Source organism: Selenomonas sp. ND2010 (genome assembly GCF_000702005.1).
GTDB lineage: Bacteria > Bacillota > Negativicutes > Selenomonadales > Selenomonadaceae > Selenomonas_A.
The window spans coordinates 37,844-61,628 of the sequence record NZ_JNKI01000010.1 but is presented as its reverse complement, the minus strand read 5'-3'; the positions used below and the strand labels follow the sequence as shown (position 1 = coordinate 61,628).

Sequence of the window (23,785 nt, the reverse complement as noted above, 5' to 3'; positions counted from 1 at the left end):
TATGGCGATTAAGATTTTGATTGCAGACGATCATGCCTTGCTGCGGCAGGGAATCAAGCGTGTGCTGAACTTTGAAGATGATCTTGAGGTCATCGGCGAGGCAGAGGATGGTCAGGAGACGCTGGCCCGTACGTTGATGCTTCAGCCGGATGTATTACTGCTGGACCTCAACATGCCAGGGCTCAGTGGCTTGGAAGTCGCTCGTCAGCTCAAGCAGGCAGAGTGTCCGACCAAAATTGTCGCATTGACGATTCACGATAGTGATAATTATGTACTGGAATTGCTGAAGAATGGTGCGTTGGGATACCTTCTGAAAGATGTGGAACCGGCGGTACTGGTTAAGGCTATTCATGTGGTGAACGAGGGCAACGCCTTTGTTTATCCCAAACTTGCGGAGCGACTGTTTGGCAGCTTGTCGATTTCTGATGATGTGGAAACCAAGGCACGGGAAATGTTGGATGAGAGCCGTGGGGAGCGATTGACGGCCCGTGAAATGGATGTGCTGGAGTGCATTGCCAAAGGCTTTTCCAATCAGGATATCGGCAAGGCTCTGGGGCTTAGTGAAAAGACCGTCAAGAACCATTTGACCAGTATTTTCCATAAACTCAAGGTTAATGATCGTACGCAGGCATTGGTTTATGTTTTAAAAAACAAAATCATATCGCTGGATTGAGGATAATACGCAGGATTGGGACTGGGAACGAACCATTCTGTACGCAGGAAGGGCCGCGGACTCCAAAACGAGTCTGTGGTCTTTTTTTGATGAAGGATTTTGCGTATAGAAAAAACTTCCAATCAGCGGTATAATAATAGAAGCAGTTTGAAAAATGAATCAAATTCGTAAATGATATTCATTCAGGAAAGCAGGGGAGCAAATGCTTTATCCATTGAATCTGGATCTGTCTGGCAAATCGTGTGTGGTGATAGGCGGTGGGCAGGTGGCGGAGCGAAAGGTGATGGGCCTTGTCGCCGCTGGAGCTGAGGTGACGGTTATCGCCCCCGCGGTTACGGATACCTTACAGCGATTGGCGGGGGAACGCCAATTACGCTGGCAGGCAGGCGTGTACGTGTATGGCATGTTGGCACCACATCAGCCGTTATTGGTATTTTGTGCGGCAGATTCGGAAACTGCTAACCGGGAGGCAGCGCGGGAGGCAAAACACCTAAGGGCGTTAGTCAATGCGGCGGCACAGCCGGAGATGACGGACTTTCAAGTTCCGTCGCGTGTCGTGCGGGGAGATCTTTTGCTGACGGTGGCTACTGGTGGTGACAGCCCGGCGTTTTCACGGCTTTTGCGGAAACGGCTGGAGCAGGAATACCCCCCGAGTTTTGCGGAATTTTTGCCGCGGCTCAAGGCTTTGCGTGAAGAGATAAAAGAGCTGCCGGGCGGCAGTAAAGAGCATCAACGCCGTTGGCGCAATGCTCTAACTCAGTGTGTGATAGATTTAGTGAGAGCCGGTCAGTTGGATCGGGCGGAGGAAGAGATACGTAATGGAATTATTGATGCTGGGGCTGAATCATAAAACTGCTCCTGTTGATGTGCGGGAGCGGTTTGCGATTCCAAAACAGGCAATACGTGATGGGTTGGCCAATCTCAATGATTACGAGGGCCTTTCCGAGGCGGTGGTTTTATCTACCTGTAATCGCAGTGAGATGTATGCCGTGGTGGACGACATTCGGGAAGATTTGCCTACGCTTCGACAGTTTCTCTTTGACCTCACGGGAAATGAGGAGAATATCGATGCGTATCTCTATCATCATGAGAATGAAGACTGCATTCGCCATCTTTTTGAGGTGGCGTCCAGTCTTGATTCCTTGGTGCTTGGAGAAGGACAGATTCTGTCGCAGGTGAAGGCAGCTTATGCGTTAGGCCGTGAGGCTGGAACGACTAGTACCATTCTCAATACCTTGTTTCATCGGGCGATTGCCTGCGGTAAGCGCGTGCGGACAGAAACGCGCATTCAGTATAATTCGGTTTCGATAAGTTATGCGGCGGTGGAATTGGCTCGTGAGGTATTAGGGGAATTGACCTCGTCTAATGCGCTTATTTTTGGTGCGGGCAAGATGGCAGAGCTTACGGCACAGCACCTAGTCTCCCGTGGAATCAAGAAGATTTATGTGACAAATCGTCACTTGGAACGGGCTCAGCAGTTGGCAGCCCGCTTTAACGGCGAAGCGATTCCTTTTGATGAGGCGATGAAAAAGGCTGTGGATGTGGATGTCATCGTGACTTCTACCGGGGCACCGCATTATGTGATCAAGCCTTGGGAGACGCGTCAGCTCATGACCAAGCGGAAAAGCCGCAAACTTTTTCTCATCGATATTGCCGTGCCGCGTGATGTAGATCCCGAAGTGGGAGAAATCAAGAACGTCTGCCTCTACAATATCGATGCGCTGGAAGAAGTAGTCGATGAGCATGTACAGGAACGGCGGGAAGAGGCGGTTCAGGCGCAAAAAATCGTCGAGGAAGAAGTGGTATCGATTGAAGAAAAATTCCAATACCTCTCTTTCCGGCCGCTCATGGCATTGCTTTCTGAGCGTTGTGAACGTATCCGGCAGCGTGAGATCAAGCGTGCTAGCTCGAAGCTTCCGGACCTCACTAAGGAGGAAAAGCGCCAAATTGAACATATGACCCGCATGATCGTGCGGAAGATCTTGCGCATGCCGATGATGAAACTCAATGCATCGGCGGGAACACCGCAGGAAGAATTCTATATTGACGCCATGCGTTCGTTATTTAAACTCGATACGATAGGAGAGACAGCTACCCGTGAAGAAAGACACCATCATTATCGGTACGCGCAGCAGTAAGCTGGCACTTTGGCAGGCTGAGTATGTGAAGAGCCGTTTGGAGGAAAAATATCCGGATTTGACGGTAAAGCTCAAGCTTATGACGACCAAGGGGGACAAGATTCTCGATGCGCCGTTGGCTAAAATCGGCGGCAAGGGGCTTTTCACGAAAGAACTTGAGACAGATATGCTGGAGGGCGGCATTGATTTGGCTGTGCATAGTTTGAAAGATATGCCGACGGAAGTTCCGGCAGGTTTGGTGATTTCCGCCATTACCAAACGCTTTGACCCCGGCGATGCCGTGGTAAGTCCCCAGTACAAGAAATTCTCGGAGCTGCCACAGGGGGCGAAGGTGGGAACATCCAGCCTGCGTCGGAAAGCACAGCTTTTGCATGTTCGCCCTGACCTCAATATTTGTGACTTGCGGGGAAATGTCAATACGAGACTTCGCAAGTTGGAAGAAGAAAATTTTGATGCGATAATACTGGCGGTGGCTGGACTCAAGCGGCTGGGCTTTGGGGAACGCATCACCGATGTATTGCCGAAAAGTATGGTTCTTCCGGCGGTAGGTCAGGGAGCACTGGCTATTGAGACCCGGGCAGCAGACGAAGAAGTGCGTGGGCTGATTGCCTTTCTAAATGATGAGGAAACGGTGCAGTGTGCAACGGCAGAACGTTCTTTCCTGGCGCGTGTCGAGGGCGGTTGTCAGGTGCCCGTGGGGGTTTATGCGACCCCGACCGAGGCGGGAGAAATTCAGGTGGAAGCTGTGATTGCCTCCGTGGATGGGGCAAAACTTTATCGGGATAAATTGACAGGCCGTGCCGATCGGTGTGAAAAAATCGGCCAGGAACTGGCGGATAAACTGTTGGCAATGGGTGGCTTGCAGATCATGCAGGAAATCGGACTGCTCATGGACCGCTGAAAGCGAAATTAATGGTTAAGGGAGAGATAAATATGGCAGGAATGGTATATTTGGTAGGCGCAGGTCCGGGGGATTACCGGCTGATAAGCCTGAAGGCAGTGGAGTGCCTGAAGATGGCAGACGTCGTGGTTTACGACCGTCTGGCTGATGATCGGATTCTTCAATGGGCCCCGGATGATGCAGAATACATCTATGTCGGAAAGGCATCTAGCAATCATACCATGAAGCAGGAGAACATCAACCAGCTGCTGGTAGATAAGGCGAACGAAGGAAAATGTGTGGTTCGTCTCAAGGGAGGAGACCCCTTTGTTTTCGGCCGTGGTGGCGAGGAAGGCCTGTTACTGCAGGAGAACGGTTTGCCTTTTGAGATTGTACCAGGCATCACCTCAGCGATTTCAGTGCCTGCTTATGCGGGCATTCCGGTCACGCATCGTGCGGTGGCGACTTCGTTTGCCGTGGTCACTGGGCATGAAGACCCCACCAAGGGCAAAAGCAATATGCGTTGGGAGCATCTGGCGACTGGGGTCGATACGCTCGTATTTCTCATGGGTGTGGCAAATCTGCCGCATATCACGGAAAAACTCATGGAAAACGGGCGTTCAGCCGATACACCAGCCGCTGTTATCCGATGGGGAACAAAGCCCGAGCAGCGTGTTCTCATGACTACTGTTGGGACGGCTGCTGAAGATGTGGCCAAGGCGAAACTCAAGCCGCCGGCCATTTTTATCGTTGGCGATGTGGTCAACTTGCGTGAAAAACTTCAATGGTTCGATGAGCCTAAGACGCATCCGCTGTTCGGTAAGACCGTACTCGTCACGCGGGCTCGCAGCCAGGCATCGAAACTTACGGCGCGTCTTGAGCAGATGGGAGCCAAAGTCATCGAGACACCAGCTATTCGCATCGAAGAACCGGCGGACCATTATGAGGCGCTTGAGGCAGCGATTGCTAAGCTGAACGATTATCAGTGGCTTATCTTTACGAGTGCCAATGGTGTTGCTCGTTTCTTTGACCGCCTCATGAAGGGCGGCAAAGATGCCCGAGCGCTCGGATATGCCAAAGTAGCTGCCATCGGCAGTGCAACGGCAGCAAAGCTTAAAGAGTATGGCATTCTTGCGGATGTGATACCGAAGGAATTCCGAGCCGAAGGTGTCTTGGAGGCACTCCGGGGAAAACTGCCACCTCATGCGAAAATCCTCATTCCGCGTGCGCAGGAGGCAAGAGAAATTTTGCCGGAGAAGCTGCGTGAACAAGGTGCTGTCGTAGATGTGGTACCTGCCTACCGGACCGTAGCAGCAGAGGTTGATGCGGAATCCTTAAAGGCGCAGATGGCGGCTGGGGAGATTGATCTGGTGACGTTCACGAGTTCCTCCACGGTGACCAATCTCATCAAGATTATTGGTTCAGCGGACGCGCTTACGGGGATCAAGACTGCCGCAATTGGTCCGGTTACGGCAGAGACGGCGAAGAATAACGGTATTAAAACGGATATTGTCGCCGACGAATATACGATTGATGGATTAGTTGAAGCAATTAAAGCGAATATTTGATTCATAGGAGATGGATTTTATGTACACTCAGAAACTCCGCCCGCGCCGCATGCGAATTTCACCGGCTATGCGTGCTATGGTAAGAGAAACGAATCTTTCGGCAAAGGATTTTGTTTATCCGATTTTTGTCGTTCCAGGGGAAAATGTCAAAGAAGAGATTCCGAGCATGCCGAATTGCTATCATCTTTCGGTGGACAACGCCGTAAAAGTTGCGCAGGAATGTTGGCAGCTGGGGATTCCGTCGGTGGAAGTCTTTGGCTTGCCAGAGTACAAGGATGAAGATGGTTCCAGTGCTTGGGATATGACAAGTCCGGTACAGCGTGCCATCAAGGCGATCAAGGAAGCTGTTCCGGAAATGATGGTTGTCGGTGATGTTTGCCTGTGCCAATACACGTCTCATGGTCATTGTGGACATCTGGAAAATCACTATGTGGACAACGATAAGACTCTTAAATTGTTGCAGAAAGTTGCTGTTTCGCAGGCTAAGGCTGGTGCGGATATCGTGGCGCCGTCAGATATGATGGATGGCCGGGTAGCTGCTATCCGTGAAGCGCTGGATGAGGCAGGGTTCCTTAATGTCTCGATCATGAGTTATGCGGTCAAATATGCGTCGGGATATTATGGTCCGTTCCGTGATGCGGCAGATAGTGCGCCGAGCTTTGGGGATCGTCGTCAATATCAGATGGACCCGGCTAATGCACATGAGGCCATCAAGGAAGTTGATCTCGACATCGCTGAGGGCGCAGATATCATCATGGTAAAACCGGCGCTGGCTTATCTTGATGTCGTCCGCCAGGTTCGCGATCATATCCATCATCCGGTAGCGGTTTATAATGTCAGTGGTGAATACGCAATGGTCAAGGCAGCCGCTGCCAATGGCTGGATTGATGAAAAGCGCATCGTGTTAGAGACGCTTATGGGGATGAAACGTGCTGGAGCAGATATCATCATTACCTATCATGCAATGGATGCTGCGAAATGGCTGAAAGAAGAGGAGTAATTTATGCTGAATCTCGAAAAATCTGCGGCAGCGTTTGCTGAAGCGAAAACGTTGATGCCGGGCGGTGTCAACAGTCCGGTTCGTTCTTATGCCAGCGTTGACTGTAATCCGCCGTTTATTGCGCGTGCTGAGGGCGATAAGATCTACGATATCGATGGCAATGCGTACATCGACTATGTCGGCTCCTGGGGGCCTATGGTGGTTGGCCATGCGCATCCGCGGGTCGTTAAAGCGCTGCAGGAAGCTGCTACGCGCGGCACGAGCTATGGTGCACCAACTTGTATCGAATCCGAACTCGCAAAACTCGTCATGCAGGTCTATCCCTCAATCGAGGTCATCCGTATGGTAAATTCCGGTACCGAGGCGACGATGAGTGCTCTGCGCCTTGCGCGTGGCTACACGGGGCGGGAAAAGATCGTCAAATTCATCGGCTGCTATCATGGCCATAGTGACAGTTTGCTCGTAAATGCCGGCTCGGGTATGGCGACGTTTGGTGTACCGAGTTCTCCGGGGGTTACGAAAGGGACAGCACAAGATACGATTTCCGTGCCGTATAACGATGCCGAGGCTATCACGAAGGTCATGGAGGAAATCGGTGATGAAGTTGCCGCTGTCATTGTGGAGCCGGTAGCTGGTAATATGGGCTGTGTGCCACCGAAGCAAGGCTATTTGCGTACGCTGCGCAATCTTACGGAAAAGCATGGCGCACTTTTGATTTTTGATGAGGTCATGTGTGGGTTCCGCGCATCCTTGGGTGGTGCTCAGGCCGCTTATGGCATTACGCCAGACCTTACTTGTCTCGGCAAGATTATCGGTGGTGGTTTGCCGGTAGCCGCTTATGGCGGACGCCGCGATATCATGCAGAAGGTATCGCCGGCAGGTCCGGTCTATCAGGCAGGAACCCTCTCGGGTAATCCACTGGCCATGACGGCAGGTCTTGAGACACTTAAAATCATTACGGCAGAGCCTGAGGAAGGCAAGGCGGATTACAGCCGAGAGCTCACGTTGAAGACGAAGAAGCTTCTGCTTGGTTGGCAGGAGAAGGCCAAGGAAGCTGGGGTTACGATTCAGGCCCATCAGGCGGGCTCGATGTTCGGCATTTTCTTCAACGATAAGGATGTTTATGATTATGAGGATTCTTGTGCATCGGATCAGGAAGCCTTTAAAGTCTGGTTTAAGGCGATGCTGGAACAGGGAATTTATCTGGCACCATCGCAGTTTGAAACCCTATTCATGAGCGGTGCGCACAGCGAGGAAGATATAGACCGTACTATTGCCGCTGCAGAGATTGCTTTCCAGGCTGTTGCTGACAACAGAAAATGAGTAAGAAACAGGTGAGAGCCTGTGCGGAAAAAATGTCCGTTGGTTTTAGGCCAATGGACATTTTTTTACAACAAAACCAAAATGAAAATAATTGGAAATAATAACTGAATGCAATAGGAAAGACGATAACTATTGATTATACTATAGGATAAAAGCCCTATGCCATATAAAATACTTTTTTATACAAGTGGATACCAGTAATAGGATAAACCCTAATATCACTGTCAATGCATAGGGCAACAGGGGGAACGAGAAATAAAAATAGGGAAAAAAGTCATATTGTATACACGGTTAATGTCGTGCTAATATAAATTAGAGTAAGGTAAGAAGGGAATGGGATAGAAGAAGATAGGAGTTGAATAGAGTCTTGTCTATGGATAATTGGAAAAGCATGACTGATGAAGAGGTCGTAGCGTTGTATCAGCTGAATGGGGATGATCAGCTGGTTCAAATGATGTTGAAGCGCTATGCTCCGATGATTGGTGGTCAGACTCGTTGGAATTGTCTGCGCAATATTGCCCAGGAGGATTTGTTTCAGGAAGGTCAGATCGGTTTTTTTAAAGCAATGCGGGATTATAATCCAGAGAAGAAGATACCATTTGGCGTCTTTGCCCAGCATTGTGTACGTTGCCAGTTTATCACCGCAGTTAAGGCTTTGCAGCGGCTCAAAAATCAGCCGCTCAATACGGCGTACTCGCTGGATTATTCCATTGCGGAGGAGAATGAGAACTACACGCTGTTAGATATTCTGGTCAGCGATGAGTTAGAGGCGAATCCTGAATTCTGCTTGGTGATGAAAGAAGACTATGAATTCTGTCAGTCGGTGGTGACGAAGGAGCTGACGCCTTTTGACTATCGCATTTTCCTGTCGTATGTGCGTGGGATGTCTTACCAGGAAATTGCGGATGAAATCAGTGGCTCTATCAAGAGTGTTGACAATGCCCTGCAGCGTTCCAAGCGCAAGATGCGCCGGCATATCATGGCAAAACAGGATATTACGGTCGAGATGTTCCGGAATTACCTGATTGTCCAGCAGCTGTTGCTGATGACAGAGCGCGAAGATTCGCACGAGGATGAATTGGTAGCATTAAACCTGCAGGATATCTTGCTGCAGATAAGTGCATAACGAAGAAGAGAAGAACCTCCGATATTTTGGTCGGAGGCTCTTCTCTTCTGTCATTTTACGATATGTTTTCCGCCATAGTAGCGCGGAGACCAATAACTATTGGATAATTCATCGATGCGGACTCCTTTGCTGGAGCTGGCGTGGATGAATTGTCCGTTTCCTAGATAAATTCCGCAGTGTGAAGCTCCTGGTTCATAGGTCGTAAAGAAAACCAGGTCTCCGGGAACCAACTGCCGACTGCTGGTGGTCCGCCGCCCGAGTTTATACTGTTCGTCTGCAGTGCGGGGAATCGTGATTCCGTTTTGGGCAAAGACGTATTGCAAGTATCCGGAACAGTCAAAGGCCTTGGGGGTATCCCCACCAAATTTATAGGGAACGCCGAGGTATGACTTGGCGGTACGGATGATGGCATTTACCTTGCCCGGGGCAAGAATCGGCTGATTATCCGGTGCCAGCTGACCACCACCGGTTTTGGGGACCGGAAGTGGTTCTGGTTTGGGGACATTGCTGCCCCAGGTACGCTGCTTGGCTTTTTGCAGAGCCCGCCAGGTAGCGTTGTTGACGATTCCGGTGATGCGGATTTTCTGGTCACGCTGAAATTCGGCCACAGCTCGTTCCGTCTCGTCGCCGTAAACACCATCTACGGAGTGGATGGTGTAGCCGACATTTTTGAGTTTTTTCTGCAACAGCAGCACATCATGTCCCGTGGAACCGGAGCGGAGTGTAGGCGATGCCAATACCGTGCCGGTCAGCATGATGAGTGACAGGCAGGTGACAAAGCCGGTTCGAAGCAGCCGTGGTCGTTTCATAGTCGTCGTCCTTTCTGTTGTTTTCCTTTTTTGTTACGCCTCGCGAACGTGGTCGAGTCCCTGACGCATGAGCTTCAAGACATGATCATCGTCCAGGGAGTAAAATGCCTCTTTGCCGACTTTGCGGAATTTCACGAGACGGGCAGCACGAAGCACGCGCAACTGATGCGAGATGGCAGATTGTCCCATCTGAAGTGCTTCGGCAATGTCGCAGACGCAGAGCTCCTCTTCGGAAGCCAGCAGGGAGAGGAGTTTGATGCGAGTTTTGTCTCCTAGTGTCTTAAAGACATCTGCCAATGCCAGGCTGGTTTTGTCATCGAGTTTATGGATGGCACAGTCTTGGAGTCGGTCTGGATGCGTATGATAGACCTCGCAGAGGTCATCGTTAGCGATATAATCGTCCATAAAATCCTCCCATTACATTCAATTAGGTATATTATAGCAGTTTATTCTTTGAATCGGAATGAAAACTTTCGGCCGGGAGTGATGTACTGAAGCATGTTGACTTCACTTTCCTCGACCATGGCTGCTACATTGGTTCGTGCATCCGCTGCCTGCGGGGCACGAATGATCTGTAGTTCGCCCATATAGCGCTTATAATCGATATTATCGAGCGTGACCGCACCAATGGGGCGAATGATGGTATTATCTGGCTGAATGGTTTTTCCCATCTCTTTGAGAAGCTGGCGGCTTTCTTCTGCGCGGATGGCATCACGGGCTTCGTCGGCCCGTGCGGTGAAGGTATGGGAGAGCAATTCACGTTGTACGGGGTCCTTGGTTAAAAGTTTGGCACCTAGGGTGACCTGATTGTTGTTGAGGGAGCCGATGGAACGCAGTTCTTCTTCGGTGGGTAGGCTGTCTGAAATGAAGATGGAGTCAATTCCAAGAGCGATGAGGTGACGGGCGGCCAGTTCTGCCGACTCATCCCGATGGTCCTCCATAGTAGGAAGTCCATCCTGCAAGGGACTGCGACGGCGCCCCTGACTAGGGACAAAGGCACCTGTTTTGATTTTCAGTTTGTGCAGCATCATGGTTTTGCGCACGAGACATTCTTCGCTGATTCCCGTGCCGCGGCGGGGATAAAAGTTATGCAGAGCATCGATTTGACGGAAGTTAGCCTGCATTTCTACTAGTGCACTGAGCAGTTTTCCTGTGATGGTTGAGGCGTTGAGTTGAATGCGGATATCCTGCTTATTGTGCGATAGTTTTACAATCTCGTCCAGGCCAAAGCCGTAATCTAACCGCAGGGTAGTGATTCCCAGCATGCGGAATGCGGAAGGGGAAAACTCCTTGATACCTAGTAATTCCATGGTAGCTGGCGAGATGTCGGATATGATTTCCATGTCATGGCGCCGAGCTTCACGCAGTAATTCCGATAGTTCACGCTTTAAAGCTTGGACGTTAGTTTCGGGGATGTGAAGGGAGGTAAAGATGCGGCGAAAGCCGCAAGCAGCAGCTTTATCGATGAGTTCGAGATTTTCTTCCAAGGTGTTATCGAGTCCTGGATAGATTGAAATACCATTGTTCATGAAATAGTCCCTCTTTATCGTTTTCTATTTGGATGATGCGGCGGTTCAGTCTTCGGCCGGATCATCAAAGCCAAGCAGCCAAGTGGCTGCAAAGCCGGCAGCATAAGCTGCAATGAGGCCCAAGAGATAAAGGGCTATATGGTCAGTACCGGCGGCTAACGGCAGGCCGGAAATGCCAAGCGTGGCAGAGCCAATGCCGAAGGAGGCTTGAACCGCCCCGCCAAAGGCACCGCCAATACAGGCGCCAATGAATGGCCGGCCCAGCGGAAAAGTGACCCCGTAGATAAGTGGTTCGCCAATTCCCATGATGCCAACCGGAAGAGCGGAGGCAACGGTCTGTTTGAGATGTTTGTTTTTCGTCTTGAGATAAACGGCAAAGCTGGCCCCCACCTGGCCGGCTCCTGCCATGGCCAGAATGGGAAGCAGTATGGTTACGCCATAGCGGGCGAGCAGGTCCACATGAATCGGTGTGAAGGCCTGATGAAGTCCCAGCATGACAAGGGGAAGCCAAAGGCCACCAAGAAGGAAGCCCGTTATAGCTCCACCGGTATTTATGGCAGTCGTAACCGTTTGACCGATGAGGTCGGACAGAAAACCACCGAAAGGCTGTAAAAACAGGATAGCGATTGTACCGGCAAGGAGGAAGGTGAAGAGTGGCGTCAAAAATAGGCAGAACATTTCTGGGATAATGCGTTGCAAGCGTTTTTCAATCAAGGCACCGAGGGCAGCGATGAGAAGTACTGAAATGACTCCGCCACGGCCTGGAACGAGTTGAGTATTGTTGAGGGTGATTTCAGCCAAACCTGGATGGGTGATAAGTCCACCGAGAATGCCACCGAGGATGGGGGTGCCGCCAAATTCTTTCGCGGCATTGAACCCGATGAAGAGATTCATTCCCCAGAAGATGACATTGCCAGCAACGGCCAGCAAATGGAACCAGGCTGCCGTGGATGTGGATGGGTCGGCTTTGGCAACGACGTTCAATAATCCGCTGATTAGGCCACAGGCGATGAAAGCTGGAATCAGTGGGACGAAGATGCTGGCGATTCGTCTGAAAAAAAGCTTTATCGGAGTGGCGTTTTTGGCGCGAATCTGCGCATGAAGTTCTTTGCCGTCGCCGATTCGCGTCTTTTTTCCTTCCGCTGCTGCTGGTGCAGCAGCGGCGGTATGGACGAGTTTAGAAAATTCGTCGGTGACATTATCCACGCGCCCCGGGCCTAAGATAATCTGTAATTCCTCTTCGGTTTGATTGACGCCAAGAACGCCGTCGATATTTTTCAAGTGCTCTTCGATGTCGAGAGGCGTTTTTTCAAGCCCCAGACGGAGGCGGGTCATGCAGTGGGTTATCGTTTTGATGTTCGTGGCAGGCCCGGTAAGCTGGAAAATCTGCCGGGCAATTGCTTCATAATTCATGCGCGTATCTCCATTTCCTGTAAAGCGTTGCCGAGTTTACCTTCTGCCTTGATAAGCAGCTGGCGTCCTTCCTCGGCACTGCAGCCTGTAAGCTGCAACAGAATCGCAAGTTTGGCACGTCCTTCGGCTTTGGTGAGTGCTGCAATTGCTTCATCGCGGCTGCAGTCTGTCGCCTCCATGACGATGCGGCGCGCCCGTTCCTCGAGTTTTAAATTGGATGTCTTTACATCGACCATGAGATTTCCGTAGACTTTGCCTAATTTTATCATGGTGCCGGTGGAAAGCATATTAAGTACCAGCTTTTGCGCAGTGCCGGCCTTCATGCGGGTACTGCCGGTAACTGCTTCGGGACCTGTTATGGGGGTAATGGCAATGTCGGCAAGTCCCGCGATCTGGGAGTTTTCGCTGCAGGATAACGCAATAGTCGGTGCCTGCTTCTTTTTTGCGTATTCGATGCCGCCAATTACATAAGGCGTACGGCCAGAGGCTGCAATGCCGACCAATACATCGTCAGCGGAAAAGCCGACGGCTTTCAAATCTTCACCGGCGAGGGTGGGATTGTCTTCGGCGCCTTCCTGTGCCTTGAAGATCGCTGGGGTTCCGCCAGCGATAAGTCCCTGGACTAATTCTGGTGCTGTTCCGTAAGTGGGCGGACATTCGACAGCATCGAGAATGCCAAGACGGCCGGAAGTACCAGCACCGATATAAAAGAGCCGGCCCCCTTTTTTCAGTTTTTCTGTGATGAGGTCAATTGCCTGAGCTATTTGTGGCAATACTTGTTCTACAGCCCGTGGAACTTGCTGGTCTTCGCGATTGATGGCGGTTACCATCTCTATGGTACTGAGTTCATCGATATGGGAGGTATGGGGATTACGACGTTCCGTCGTAAGTTTATTTAATGAAATCATTATGTTCTCCTTTTGGCATTGTTTATCCTTAGTATAGCATATAACGCGAAGGAAGACATATATCTAAGCCACGCAAGCAAAAAGCGGCTGCCGGAATCGACAGCCGCTTTTAAAAGTGGTTAGCAAGATAATGTTTTGATTCGCTTAGCCTACGACACTCTGGCCGAAGTAAACGATGAGGCCCATGACGATGACGAACGGCACATAGTATTTAACTGCGAACTTCAGCAGCTGGCCATCAACACCGGTAACGCCAATCGAAGCAACTGCGATGGCGATACTCTGTGGAGATACCATTTTGCCAGCGCAGGCACCCGTAGCATTAGCAGCGGCGATCCAAGCCTGTGCAGCTGGCGTTGCACCGATTGCCAGGGCGGAGTCGGTCTGCAGTTTACCAAACAGCACGCAGCTGGAGGTGGCAGAACCGGTGATGAATGTACCGATGGAGCCAATGAAAGCTGCAATGCACGGATAAGCAGTACCCGTGGCAGCAACAGCAGTTTCCGCGATTTCATGGGTCATGCCGGCATAGCCCATGACTTTTGCCGTAGCGATGACCGCGATGATGGTAACAATCGTGAAACGCAGATTGATGACAGTCTGCTTGAGAACGCGAAGCATCTCGCCCAAAGCAGCACCCTGTACGCTGCCACCAATGAAAGCCGCCAGGAGAATCAGAATACCTGGCGTAGCAACCCAGGTAAAGGTATACGGTGCACCGCCTTCGCCATCGTAGATGAGGACCGAAGTCTTGATGAGGTTAAGCGGATCATGAAGTGCCGGAACGAGTTTTGACGTAGCCAGCAGGAATACGAAAATCAAGATGAACGGCAGCCAAGCCTTGAGACCGCCAGCAGCAGTAACAGGCTCTTCGTCATCATGAGCAGGCATAGCATATTCCGGGTCGTTTACCGGGAACAGTTTGGCGCAGCCGACAATGGCGCCCATGGCACCAATAGCGCCGGCAACAACAGCCAGTTCTGGGCCCATGAAGTAAGCGACAATCAGCTCGGGGATAAGGAAGCCAAGAGCTGCTGCAATGCACATGATGGACATGCCTTTCAGCGCCTTGAGCTTTCCGCCGCCAGCAACGATGGTCATAAGGGTCGGGCAGAGAATCGTCAGCGGAGCAAGCTGCAGGCAAGTGTAGGTAGCAAGCGTGGTTGGGTCATTGCCCGTAACGCTGCCCAGCGTGACGAGAGGAATACCGATGGAGCCATAAGCAGTCGGCACGGAATTGGCAATCAGGCAGACCGAGGCAGCCATAATGGGGTTGATGCCGATGCCGGCAAGCATACCTGCCGGTATCGCAATGGCCGTACCAAAGCCAGCCATACCCTCGAGGAATCCACCGAAACCCCAGCCAATCAAGAGAATCAGCACGCGGCGGTCATGGCTGACCGAAGTGAGCATTTTCTTGATGACGTCCATGCCTTTGGTGTGAAGGGAAAGATTGTACGTAAAGATTGCGGCGATGATGACCAAAAGGATTGGCCAGCAAGCCAGGGCAACACCTTCGAGGAAAGCCTGGAAAGCGTGCACAGCGGTCATATCATAGAGCCCCATGCCGACGACAATCGAGATGAGGAGGGCCAGGAGGCAGGCCTTGTGACCGGGCATATGAAGGATGCTCAGCGCAACGACCAACCAAAGAATTGGGGACAGTGCGAGTAGAACCAAATGAGTTCATTCCTTTCTTTTGATGACAGATCATCGTAAAAAAATATTAATAATATATAAATAAGATACTTCATTATATAAGTAGGTACTAAAAAAGTCAATGCGAAAGATAAAAGGTCCTATTTTTAGAAAACTGTGAATAACAATACAGTGGGAGGGAAAGAAAAAGAACCCGGAGAAAACCGGGTTCAAATGCTGTACGAATACTATCAATAGAGGCGATCTACTTCGTAGCCATTCTTGTTCAGGGCGCCGATGATGCGATTGACGTGTTCCTCGTTATGGGTTTCTACCGTGACTTCCAAAACGACTTTTTTGAAGCTGTCGGTGACTTTGGCCTGGTTGTGATTGAGCTCGATGACGTTGGCGTTTTCCTCGGCCAGAATGCGGGAAACGTTGAGAAGCTGTCCTGGTTTATCCGGCAGTGGAACCGCAAAACAGAATACACGGCTGCGGGCAATCAGGGCTTTTTCAATCAATGCGGAAATCATGGAGATATCAATGTTGCCGCCACTGACGATAGCGGCGACTTTCTTCCCTTTGAATGGAAGTTTGGTCAGTGCTGCCAGCGAAAGAACACCGGCACCTTCGGCAATGAGTTTGTGTTTTTCGATGAGGGCCAGCAGGGCGCCCATGATTTCCATTTCTGAAACCGTGATGATTTCGTCAAGATATTTCTTGCAGAATTCAAAGGTAAGGGTGCCGGCGGTTTTTACGGCACAGCCATCGGCTACGGTATCAGCGCTGTCTAACGTAAGGATTTTATCGTTATCGAGAGCTGCTTTCATGCAGGCTGCATTTTCTGGCTCAACACCGATGACTTTGATGTCGGGATTGACGAGTTTCGTAGCCAAGGCAACGCCGGAAGCAAAACCACCACCGCCAATCGGTACGAGAATCGCATCGATATCCTTGCAGGCATCGATGATTTCAAGAGCAGTAGTGCCCTGCCCGAGGAGAACTTGTAAATCGTTGAAGGGGTGAATGTAGACATAGCCGTATTTTTTTTGCAATTCTAGACTGTAGGCATAGGCATCGTCAAAACCATCCCCGTGAAGAACAACTTCTGCTCCTAACGCTTTCGTGCCTTCAACCTTAAGGATTGGGGTGGTCGCTGGCATACAGATGACGGCTTTAACACCGAGTTTTTGTGCCGCATAGGCAACGCCTTGCGCATGGTTGCCGGCAGAGGCCGTGATGACACCCTTGGCGCGCTCACTTTCTGTCAGTTGGCTTATTTTATTATAGGCGCCACGCAGCTTGAAAGCACCAGTATGCTGGAGATTTTCTGGTTTGAGATATACCTGATTGCCGGATAATTCCGAGAAAAAATCGCTGGGAATCAGCGGTGTTTTCTTGACGACACCTTCAAGCTGACGGGCTGCTTGATAGACGCCGGAAATAGTGGTAGCGGCAACGATCTCCTGATTGGATGGAGCTGCGGTTTCTTTTTTCGGCATGAAAAGGCCTCCTTGATATAAAAACAGTTATATTGAAAATTAAGAATGGATTTACATTAATGGTGATATAATATCGGAAAAACGTCCATAAATGTTTAATAAAGTTTATCATCTTTTTACAATTATTGTCAACGTGATTTTCGGCTAGAAAAATTTCGCTAGTTTTATAAAAATTAGAGGAATTTTGTGGAAATTAAGCGAACTATACAATATAAGACTCACGGGGGAGGAATCCAGATGAAGAAACTTACCCGTATCCTTGTTCCTGTTGATGCGTCAGACGGGGCTGAGCGGGCTGTAGAGTTCGCCGCGTCATTGGCGGAACCTACAGGGGCAGTGCTCGATATTCTGCATGTTTCTTATTTTGATAAGGATACGGATGCAGAAGAAGAGTCCTGGCTGCCGGAGACGATAGCCGGCTCTGTCGAGGTAATGGAGAAGGAAGCGTTGGAACGAGCGAGGAAGCATGTTCCGCCTTCGGTTACGGCAGAGTATCATCGTCGTACGGGAATTCCCGCTGATGAGATTTTGCGTTTTGCGCAGGAAAAGCAGACAGGACTTATCGTGGTCGGCTGTCGTGGCCTTGGTTTTATGAAGGGACTTTTGCTCGGAAGTGTTAGTCAGGAAATCGTTGAACGGGCAGAGGTTTCTGTGGCAGTGGCCAGATAATGGAAGCCATTTTATCAAGGGGGTAAATATTATGATGAAGAATATCCTTGTACCAGTAGATGGATCGGAAGGTTCGGATCGTGCGGTTGCTCAGGCAATTGCTTTAGCGGAAGCTTGCGAGGCAAAACTTAACTTTTTGTATGTAGCAAACATCAATCAGTTGGCAATCAATGCCTGCTTGTCCGATGCAATCTTGGAAGCAGTAACAAAAGCTGGCAATGTCATTTTGGACCGCGCGATGCAGATGGTACCGTCCGATGTGGAAAAAGAAGCTTTCTCGGAGACGGGCTCTCCTGCAGTAGTTATTCTCGACTTTGCCGCCAGCAATGATATGGACCTCATTGTCATGGGCAGCCGCGGCCTGGGCGTTGTCAAAGGAGTTCTTCTGGGCAGTGTCAGCCAGTATATCGTAGAGCAGTCGAAGTGCCCGGTACTGGTCGTAAAATAAGATTCCTTGTCGTACATTTCCATACAAAAAGTCACGGATAATGATGGCGGTTACGTCTATTCATTATCCGTGACTTTTATTCGTTTGCATATAGAAGTTTTATTTTGCCTGTCTTGCGCCAGGCATTCAGGTCGATGATGCGTTGATTGCGGCTGCCGCGGAAGCTCAGGGTGAGATCGCGTTGTTCCTCCAGGTATTTTCCGTCTACCAGTACATCGATTTCTTCGAGCAGGGCGTTGATGGCAGGATTGTGACGGGCCATGAGTTCTTCGAGGGTGTAGCCGCTGTAGCTCCAGACGTCCAGGCCGCGGGCATGGACGTCCTTGGCAAGTCGTGTGAGTGGAGCGGGCTGCATGAAGGGTTCTCCACCGCTGAAAGTTACGCCAGAAAGAAGGGGGTTTTTGTCGATTTCGGCGATGATGGCCTCGGGCGTGGTTTCCCGGCCACCTTGAAAATCGTGGGTGTCGGGGTTATGGCAGCCAGGGCAGTGGTGAGGGCATCCCTGGGTGAATACGGTGAGCCGCATGCCCTCGCCGTCGACAACGGAGTCGTCAACAATGCCGGCGATTCTGAGTTTCATGGATGTAGACTTCCTTTCATAGAAAAACCTTCCTCAACGAGGAAGGTTTTTGGCAATTGTGTTTTTAGTGTCGCATCCCATGTTTAACACGGTCGTGTTCTTCGGCGCGTTTTGCATCGTTCCAGCGGTCGATTGTGCCGACCAGATAGCCGGTGATGCGGCGGATGCGTTCAAATTTCTGCGGCTGGAGAACGTAATCGATGTTGACATCGTCGTTACCCGCAGCGGAAATATGGAGGGTGTCGAGTTTTTCGTTGGTTTTATTCTCGACATAGTCGATATAATTCACGATTTCCTGTTCGGAAATATCTTCGAGACCTTCTACGGTCACGTCAATGCCATTCACTAACATGTAATCCACCTGTCCTTTTATACTTAATCCTGCTTATTTATTAATAATGGTGCAAACAGCGCGTTTTCCGCTTGCAAGAAAATTATACAATATATATGGTGTGATAGTCAATAGAAATACTACATATAGTTGTTTGTGGCATATAATGCACAGGCTTATCCACAGAATAAAACTGTATGTTATCCGAGATTTTGGTAGTTTATGCAGACTATTTTCTTCACGAACCGCAGGGGAATCTATGAAATCTGCGTGTTGTTCGATTCGCGAGAAAGATAAGGGATGAATAATCTTTCTTGAAGAAAAAAGTTATCCACAAGAGGTCATTGTGGCGATTGGTCTGCTTGAATAACGGTGCGAATCGGATAGGGGATTTCGATTCCTTCTTCCCGATAGCGTTTTGTCAGGGCTTTGATAAATTCGTGTTTGAGTAGAAATTGATGGTCGAAGCGGCTCGAATGCATGATGACATTGAAATCGATGCTCGAGTCGCCAAAGGTGTGGAAGCGAACGGCTGGCTTTATCTTCACATCTTTATCGACTTGCTCCAGAATGGTTTCGGCAACCTCGACGGTCACGCGCTCGACTTTTTCGAGGTCGCTGTCATAAGCGACCCCGATGGGAATGCGGATGACGATGTCGCGGCGAGGCATGCTGAAATTGGTGATATTGGAGGAAGCGATTTTTTGATTCGGGACCACTACCATATTGGCATCGCCAGCTGGAACGATGGTCGTGAAGCGCCAGGTAATATCGGTGACCCGGCCTTCTTCGCCGCTGCTCAGGCGGATGTAATCGCCGATGCGCAACTGTTTGGAAAGAATCAGGTGCAGACCCGAGAAGATGTTGGCCAGCGTTTCCTGCAGGGAGAGGGCTACGGCCATACCACCGACGCCCAGGGCGGTCAGGATGGGGGCAATGGAAATCCCATAGTATTGAAGAATGACGAGGATGCCCATCGCATAGATGATGCCGTTGACAATGGCATTCAGCAAAGTGGTCTTTGGCATCTTTTGCTCAGAGCGTTCGATTTGCATATCGATGATGCCATTTACGGTACGGGCAATAACCCGGGTGATTGACAGAATGATAACGGTGAACAAAACATAGGAGAAAATCCTGACGAGTGGTTCACTTAGATGACTGGTGTTGACAATCCAATAGAGACCGACGACGAGGCAGAGGGAGATTGGCACTCCGCGGAGGGCGTTGACAAAGATGAATTGCCAGGTGGTCTCATCGGTGGAGATATGGCGGGAAACGCGCCGATGGATGATGCGGTTGATGGTGATACCAGCAGTAAGGGCAACGGTGAGGATGCAGCCCGGCAGGATAAGCATTTCTAAAAGATGCGCCCAATCAATCCAGGACATCCATTCGATAGTAGACAAAATAAAACCCCCTTGTACCTATGACAGTGATTGAATCACTTGAATTCGAAAATACAATTATTATACTATATAATAGGAAAAAGAAAAACCAAAATAGGAATGGAGCGATAGTATGGCAGAAATTCTGCACGTCGGAGAACGCCTCCAATTGAGAAAGGCAGATTTATCCGACCTTGGTTATATCATGAAACTGGAATATGAGCCAGAGAATCTCAAGTTTATTGTCCCTTTTGACCGGGATTTTCATACAAAGCTTATTCGTGAAAGTAAAGCGGCTATGGACATCATTGTTGAGGAAAGAGAGACGGGAAGTCCGGTGGGATATTTGATGATTAATGGGCTCACGACTGAGGCGAAGGAAATCGAGTGGACCCATGTTATCATCGAGAAAAAAGGCGTTGGCTATGGTCACGAAGCCATGAAATTATTGAAGGCCTGGTCGTTTGATGATTTGAAGTTTCACCGCGCCTGGATGGATTGTAAGGACTATAACGTACGGGCCTTGCATCTCTATGAATCAGAAGGAATGGTGCGGGAAGGTTTGATTCGTGAGACGATTCTTACCAACGGGGTATATGAAAATCTGGTGATATTAGGAATCTTGGATCGTGAATATCAGGCACGCAAAGAACAGGGGCTAGAACTTCCTGCGAAAAAATAAGAAGGAACCTAAGAGGAAGAATAGCAGAAATAGGACACATGTTTAGAAAACAAGAGGGAATCCGAATTGTTTCGAGACATGTGTCCTTTTATTACAAGCCGGAAAGCGATACAATAATAACAACCTAAGATAAGATTAAGAACAGTAATCGTCAGATAATTATAAACATAACGAACTGTTTTTGGTATGGGAGGTCTTTTTTATGAGTAAATTCAAACGCGCCTTTATTATTGTGCTGGACAGCTATGGTATTGGCCGTGAGCCGGATGCTCCGGAATTCGGCGATGATGTATGCAACACGTTGAAGTCAATTGTTGCTTCGCCGAAGTATGATACACCGAATATGAAAAAACTCGGTCTGTTCAATATCGATGGGGTTGACTGTGGCTCGCCGGAGGCAGCACCGATTGGCAGCTTTGCCCGTCTGCGTGAGCTTTCCCGCGGCAAAGATACGACCATTGGTCATTGGGAGATTTCCGGTATCGTATCGGAGCGTCCGCTTCCCACGTATCCGGATGGCTTCCCAGCTGATCTGATTGCAAAGCTCGAGAAGGCTTTCGGTAAAAAGATCCTGTGCAACAAACCGTATTCCGGTACGGCCGTTATCCATGATTACGGCCGTGAGCAGGAGAAAACTGGCGGCTTGATCGTTTATACGTCGGCCGACAGTGTATTCCAGATTGCAGCGAATGAAGCAGATGTACCAGTCGAAGAGCTCTACGGTTACTGCAAGACAGCTCGTGAGATGCTGCAGGGCGAGCATGGCGTGGGCCGTGTCATTGCCCGTCCGTATGTGGGCAGCTATCCGGAGTATACGCGTACTTCCCGTCGCCATGATTTCTCGCTGGATCCGACGGGAGACACGATGATGGATGCGCTGCAGCGCAAAGGCCTCGATACCATCGGGGTTGGCAAAATTTCGGATATTTTTGCCGGCCGCAGCATCAGCCGCAGCCTGGGCATCAACAAAGACAATGTCGATGGGATGGAAAAGACGCTCAAAGTCATGGAGGAAGATTTCACGGGTCTTTGCTTCGTAAATCTCGTTGATTTTGACATGCAGTATGGTCATCGCCGCAACATCGATGGCTATGCGGAAGCTGCGACGGTGTTTGACCGTCAGCTCGGCGAGTTCATGGCGAAGATGAAGGATGATGATGTGCTGATGATTACGGCAGATCATGGCTGTGATCCGGGGGCACCGGGGACAGACCATACGCGTGAGTATGTGCCTCTGCTGATTTACGGCAAACAGATTAAAGAGGGCGTCAATCTCGGAACGTATCCGACATTTGCCATGATCGGGGCAACGATTTCGGATATGTTTGGCTGCGACCTCAAGACCAAGGGCGAGAGCTTGCTGCCGCGTATTGTAAAAGACTAATGGTATCAATAGAGTAGGGGAGCGAGGCTCCCCTATATATAAAGGAGAGATTCAGCAATGAGAATGTACGATCTTATCACCAAGAAAAAACATGGCGAAGTTTTGACGGATGAGGAAATCCAGTTCATGATTACCGGATATGTCAACGGTGATATTCCGGATTATCAGATGTCCGCAATGACGATGGCAATCTGGTTCAATGGAATGAATGACCATGAGATTACGGAACTGACGAAAGTCATGGCAAAATCCGGCGATATGATTGACCTCTCGGCTATCGAAGGCAAGAAAGTCGATAAGCATTCTACGGGTGGCGTTGGTGACAAAACGACGCTTATCGTAGCTCCGATTGTAGCAGCATGTGGCGGCAAAGTTGCTAAGATGTCTGGCCGTGGCCTTGGGCATACCGGCGGTACGGTAGATAAACTTGAGGCGATTCCGGGATATCGCACGGTTCTTGATCGCAAAGAGTTCTTCGATACGGTCAACAAATGCGGTGTCAGCGTTATCGGTCAGTCTGGCAACCTGGCTCCGGCTGATAAAAAACTTTATGCACTGCGCGATGTTACGGCTACGGTCGACAGCATTCCGCTGATTGCTTCGTCCATCATGAGTAAAAAGTTGGCTGCTGGCAGCGATTGCATTCTGCTGGATGTAAAAACGGGCAGCGGTGCCTTCATGAAGACGCTCGATGATTCAATCAAGCTGGCGCAGACGATGGTTGCTATTGGCGAAGGAGCAGGCCGTCGTACGGTAGCATTGATTACGGATATGGACACGCCGCTGGGCTATGGCATCGGCAACAGCCTGGAAGTAATGGAATCCATGGATGTCCTCAAGGGTCATGGACCGGAGGATCTCACGGAAGTTTCCCTGCAGCTGGCTTCGAACATGCTCTATCTCGTTGGCAAGGGAACGCCGGAAGAGTGCCGCGCTATGGCAGAAAAATCCATCGAAGATGGTTCTGCTTTCGAGACCTTCTGCACGATGGTCAAGGCACAGGGCGGCAATGATGAAGTCCTCCGCGATTACACGAAATTTGCGCAGGCACCGTTCAAACTTGACGTTATCGCAGAGCGCGATGGCTTCATTACGAAGATGAATGCGGAAGAAATTGGTGAAACGTCTGTTGTCCTGGGCGCTGGCCGTGAGACGAAAGAGAGTGACATCGACTTCTCTGCTGGTCTGGTTCTGCACAAGAAATACGGCGATGCAGTCAAGAAAGGCGACAGCCTGGTCACGCTCTATACGTCCAAGGAAGAATCGCTTAAAAATGCAGAGTCCATGTATCGTGAGGCAATCACTATTGGTGACAAACAGCCGGAAAAAGAACCGCTGGTTTATGCTCGTGTCGAAAAGGATAAAGTCGAGAAATATTAATCAAAGTCAGGGGAGGGTTATATGATGGAGGATAAAGAACTTATTGAAGTTGCTAAGAAATATCGCGAGTTTTCTTACAGCCCGTATTCAAAGTTCAAAGTCGGAGCAGCTGTGCTGACGAAAAAGGGAAATGTATACGGAGGCTGCAATATCGAAAACTCCAGTTATCCGGTAACGAATTGCGCAGAGCGTACGGCCATTTTCAAAGCCGTATCGGAGGGCGAGCAGGAATTTGAGGCAATCGCGCTGATTGCGGATACGGAGGGCCCCTGCTCTCCCTGTGGTGCCTGCCGTCAGGTTATGGGGGAATTCCATATCAACAAAATTATCATGGCAAACCTCAAAGGCGATGTGAAAGTTGCTACCTTGGAGGAGATTCTGCCATTTGCCTTTTCGGAGAAAGACCTTTAAAACTC

General features: G+C 49.9%; 24 protein-coding genes. 14 read left to right on the top strand and 10 right to left on the bottom strand.

The features are described from left to right. The first annotated feature begins 1 nt into the window (after position 1). From T504_RS0105075 to T504_RS0105040, 8 genes are all read left to right on the top strand, one after another. Positions 2-673 carry a response regulator gene (locus T504_RS0105075; RefSeq protein ID WP_033169982.1) on the top strand — a complete coding sequence of 224 codons (672 nt, stop codon included), beginning with the start codon at positions 2-4 and terminating at the stop codon, positions 671-673. A gap of 202 nt (positions 674-875) precedes the next feature. Next, on the top strand, positions 876-1,523 hold the full coding sequence (locus T504_RS0105070; protein ID WP_033169981.1) for a precorrin-2 dehydrogenase/sirohydrochlorin ferrochelatase family protein: 648 nt from the start codon (positions 876-878) through the stop codon (positions 1,521-1,523). Further along, complete coding sequence (hemA, locus tag T504_RS0105065) at positions 1,492-2,811, top strand: glutamyl-tRNA reductase (RefSeq protein ID WP_033169980.1); 1,320 nt, start codon at positions 1,492-1,494, stop codon at positions 2,809-2,811. Before T504_RS0105070 ends, hemA begins: the two co-directional genes overlap by 32 nt. Next, positions 2,771-3,712 (top strand): hydroxymethylbilane synthase, encoded by a 942-nt coding sequence (gene hemC / locus T504_RS0105060; RefSeq protein ID WP_033169979.1) that lies wholly within the window; start codon positions 2,771-2,773, stop codon positions 3,710-3,712. Before hemA ends, hemC begins: the two co-directional genes overlap by 41 nt. A 32-nt stretch (positions 3,713-3,744) precedes the next feature. Continuing rightward, positions 3,745-5,259 (top strand): uroporphyrinogen-III C-methyltransferase, encoded by a 1,515-nt coding sequence (gene cobA / locus T504_RS0105055; protein ID WP_033169978.1) that lies wholly within the window; start codon positions 3,745-3,747, stop codon positions 5,257-5,259. A gap of 19 nt (positions 5,260-5,278) precedes the next feature. Then, on the top strand, positions 5,279-6,259 hold the full coding sequence (gene hemB, locus T504_RS0105050; protein WP_033169977.1) for a porphobilinogen synthase: 981 nt from the start codon (positions 5,279-5,281) through the stop codon (positions 6,257-6,259). A gap of 3 nt (positions 6,260-6,262) precedes the next feature. Further along, on the top strand, positions 6,263-7,582 hold the full coding sequence (gene hemL, locus T504_RS0105045; protein WP_033169976.1) for a glutamate-1-semialdehyde 2,1-aminomutase: 1,320 nt from the start codon (positions 6,263-6,265) through the stop codon (positions 7,580-7,582). 373 nt (positions 7,583-7,955) lie between these two features. After that, positions 7,956-8,708, top strand: coding sequence for a sigma-70 family RNA polymerase sigma factor (locus T504_RS0105040; protein WP_051635214.1), 753 nt, complete (start codon positions 7,956-7,958; stop codon positions 8,706-8,708). Between the two features lie 50 nt (positions 8,709-8,758). Here T504_RS0105040 and T504_RS0105035 read toward each other — a convergent pair whose 3' ends face one another. From T504_RS0105035 to ilvA, 7 genes are all read right to left on the bottom strand, one after another. After that, complete coding sequence (locus tag T504_RS0105035) at positions 8,759-9,517, bottom strand: C40 family peptidase (protein ID WP_033169975.1); 759 nt, start codon at positions 9,515-9,517, stop codon at positions 8,759-8,761. Positions 9,518-9,550: 33 nt separating this feature from the next. Further along, a complete protein-coding gene (locus T504_RS0105030) occupies positions 9,551-9,922 on the bottom strand; it encodes an ArsR/SmtB family transcription factor (protein WP_081823378.1) in 372 nt (123 codons plus the stop codon). A gap of 41 nt (positions 9,923-9,963) precedes the next feature. Beyond that, the gene (locus T504_RS0105025; protein ID WP_033169974.1) at positions 9,964-11,046 is read right to left on the bottom strand and encodes a DUF871 domain-containing protein; all 1,083 of its coding nucleotides are present in this window, start codon (positions 11,044-11,046) and stop codon (positions 9,964-9,966) included. 45 nt (positions 11,047-11,091) lie between these two features. Further along, the gene (locus T504_RS0105020; RefSeq protein WP_033169973.1) at positions 11,092-12,459 is read right to left on the bottom strand and encodes a PTS transporter subunit EIIC; all 1,368 of its coding nucleotides are present in this window, start codon (positions 12,457-12,459) and stop codon (positions 11,092-11,094) included. Beyond that, entirely contained in the window at positions 12,456-13,367 is a 912-nt protein-coding gene (gene murQ / locus T504_RS0105015; RefSeq protein WP_033169972.1) for an N-acetylmuramic acid 6-phosphate etherase, read from the bottom strand. Before murQ ends, T504_RS0105020 begins: the two co-directional genes overlap by 4 nt. 144 nt (positions 13,368-13,511) lie before the next feature. Then, positions 13,512-15,047: an L-lactate permease gene (locus T504_RS0105010; protein WP_033169971.1), complete on the bottom strand. Its 1,536-nt coding sequence runs from the start codon at positions 15,045-15,047 to the stop codon at positions 13,512-13,514. A 209-nt stretch (positions 15,048-15,256) separates the two neighbouring features. Continuing rightward, entirely contained in the window at positions 15,257-16,507 is a 1,251-nt protein-coding gene (gene ilvA, locus T504_RS0105005; RefSeq protein ID WP_033169970.1) for a threonine ammonia-lyase, read from the bottom strand. Positions 16,508-16,744: 237 nt separating this feature from the next. Here ilvA and T504_RS0105000 point away from each other — a divergent pair, with 237 nt between their 5' ends. Beyond that, positions 16,745-17,176, top strand: a complete 432-nt coding sequence (locus tag T504_RS0105000; protein ID WP_033169969.1) for a universal stress protein — start codon at positions 16,745-16,747, stop codon at positions 17,174-17,176. A 31-nt stretch (positions 17,177-17,207) separates the two neighbouring features. Beyond that, a complete protein-coding gene (locus T504_RS0104995; protein WP_033169968.1) occupies positions 17,208-17,624 on the top strand; it encodes a universal stress protein in 417 nt (138 codons plus the stop codon). A gap of 76 nt (positions 17,625-17,700) precedes the next feature. On the opposite strand, the gene nrdG is transcribed toward T504_RS0104995, so the two are convergent. The 3 genes from nrdG to T504_RS0104980 form a co-directional block, all read right to left on the bottom strand. Further along, positions 17,701-18,204: an anaerobic ribonucleoside-triphosphate reductase activating protein gene (nrdG, locus tag T504_RS0104990; RefSeq protein WP_033169967.1), complete on the bottom strand. Its 504-nt coding sequence runs from the start codon at positions 18,202-18,204 to the stop codon at positions 17,701-17,703. Between the two features lie 64 nt (positions 18,205-18,268). Next, on the bottom strand, positions 18,269-18,556 hold the full coding sequence (gene nrdD, locus T504_RS0104985; protein WP_033169966.1) for an anaerobic ribonucleoside-triphosphate reductase: 288 nt from the start codon (positions 18,554-18,556) through the stop codon (positions 18,269-18,271). A gap of 320 nt (positions 18,557-18,876) precedes the next feature. Next, positions 18,877-19,926 carry a mechanosensitive ion channel family protein gene (locus T504_RS0104980; protein ID WP_033169965.1) on the bottom strand — a complete coding sequence of 350 codons (1,050 nt, stop codon included), beginning with the start codon at positions 19,924-19,926 and terminating at the stop codon, positions 18,877-18,879. Positions 19,927-20,056: 130 nt separating this feature from the next. Here T504_RS0104980 and T504_RS0104975 point away from each other — a divergent pair, with 130 nt between their 5' ends. The 4 genes from T504_RS0104975 (at position 20,057) to T504_RS0104960 (ending at position 23,780) form a co-directional block, all read left to right on the top strand. Continuing rightward, entirely contained in the window at positions 20,057-20,605 is a 549-nt protein-coding gene (locus T504_RS0104975) for a GNAT family N-acetyltransferase (protein WP_033169964.1), read from the top strand. Between the two features lie 202 nt (positions 20,606-20,807). Further along, the gene (locus T504_RS0104970) at positions 20,808-21,989 is read left to right on the top strand and encodes a phosphopentomutase (RefSeq protein ID WP_033169963.1); all 1,182 of its coding nucleotides are present in this window, start codon (positions 20,808-20,810) and stop codon (positions 21,987-21,989) included. A 57-nt stretch (positions 21,990-22,046) separates the two neighbouring features. Beyond that, positions 22,047-23,369 carry a pyrimidine-nucleoside phosphorylase gene (locus T504_RS0104965; protein WP_033169962.1) on the top strand — a complete coding sequence of 441 codons (1,323 nt, stop codon included), beginning with the start codon at positions 22,047-22,049 and terminating at the stop codon, positions 23,367-23,369. Positions 23,370-23,393: 24 nt separating this feature from the next. Beyond that, a complete protein-coding gene (locus T504_RS0104960; RefSeq protein ID WP_033169961.1) occupies positions 23,394-23,780 on the top strand; it encodes a cytidine deaminase in 387 nt (128 codons plus the stop codon). Positions 23,781-23,785: the final 5 nt, after the last annotated feature.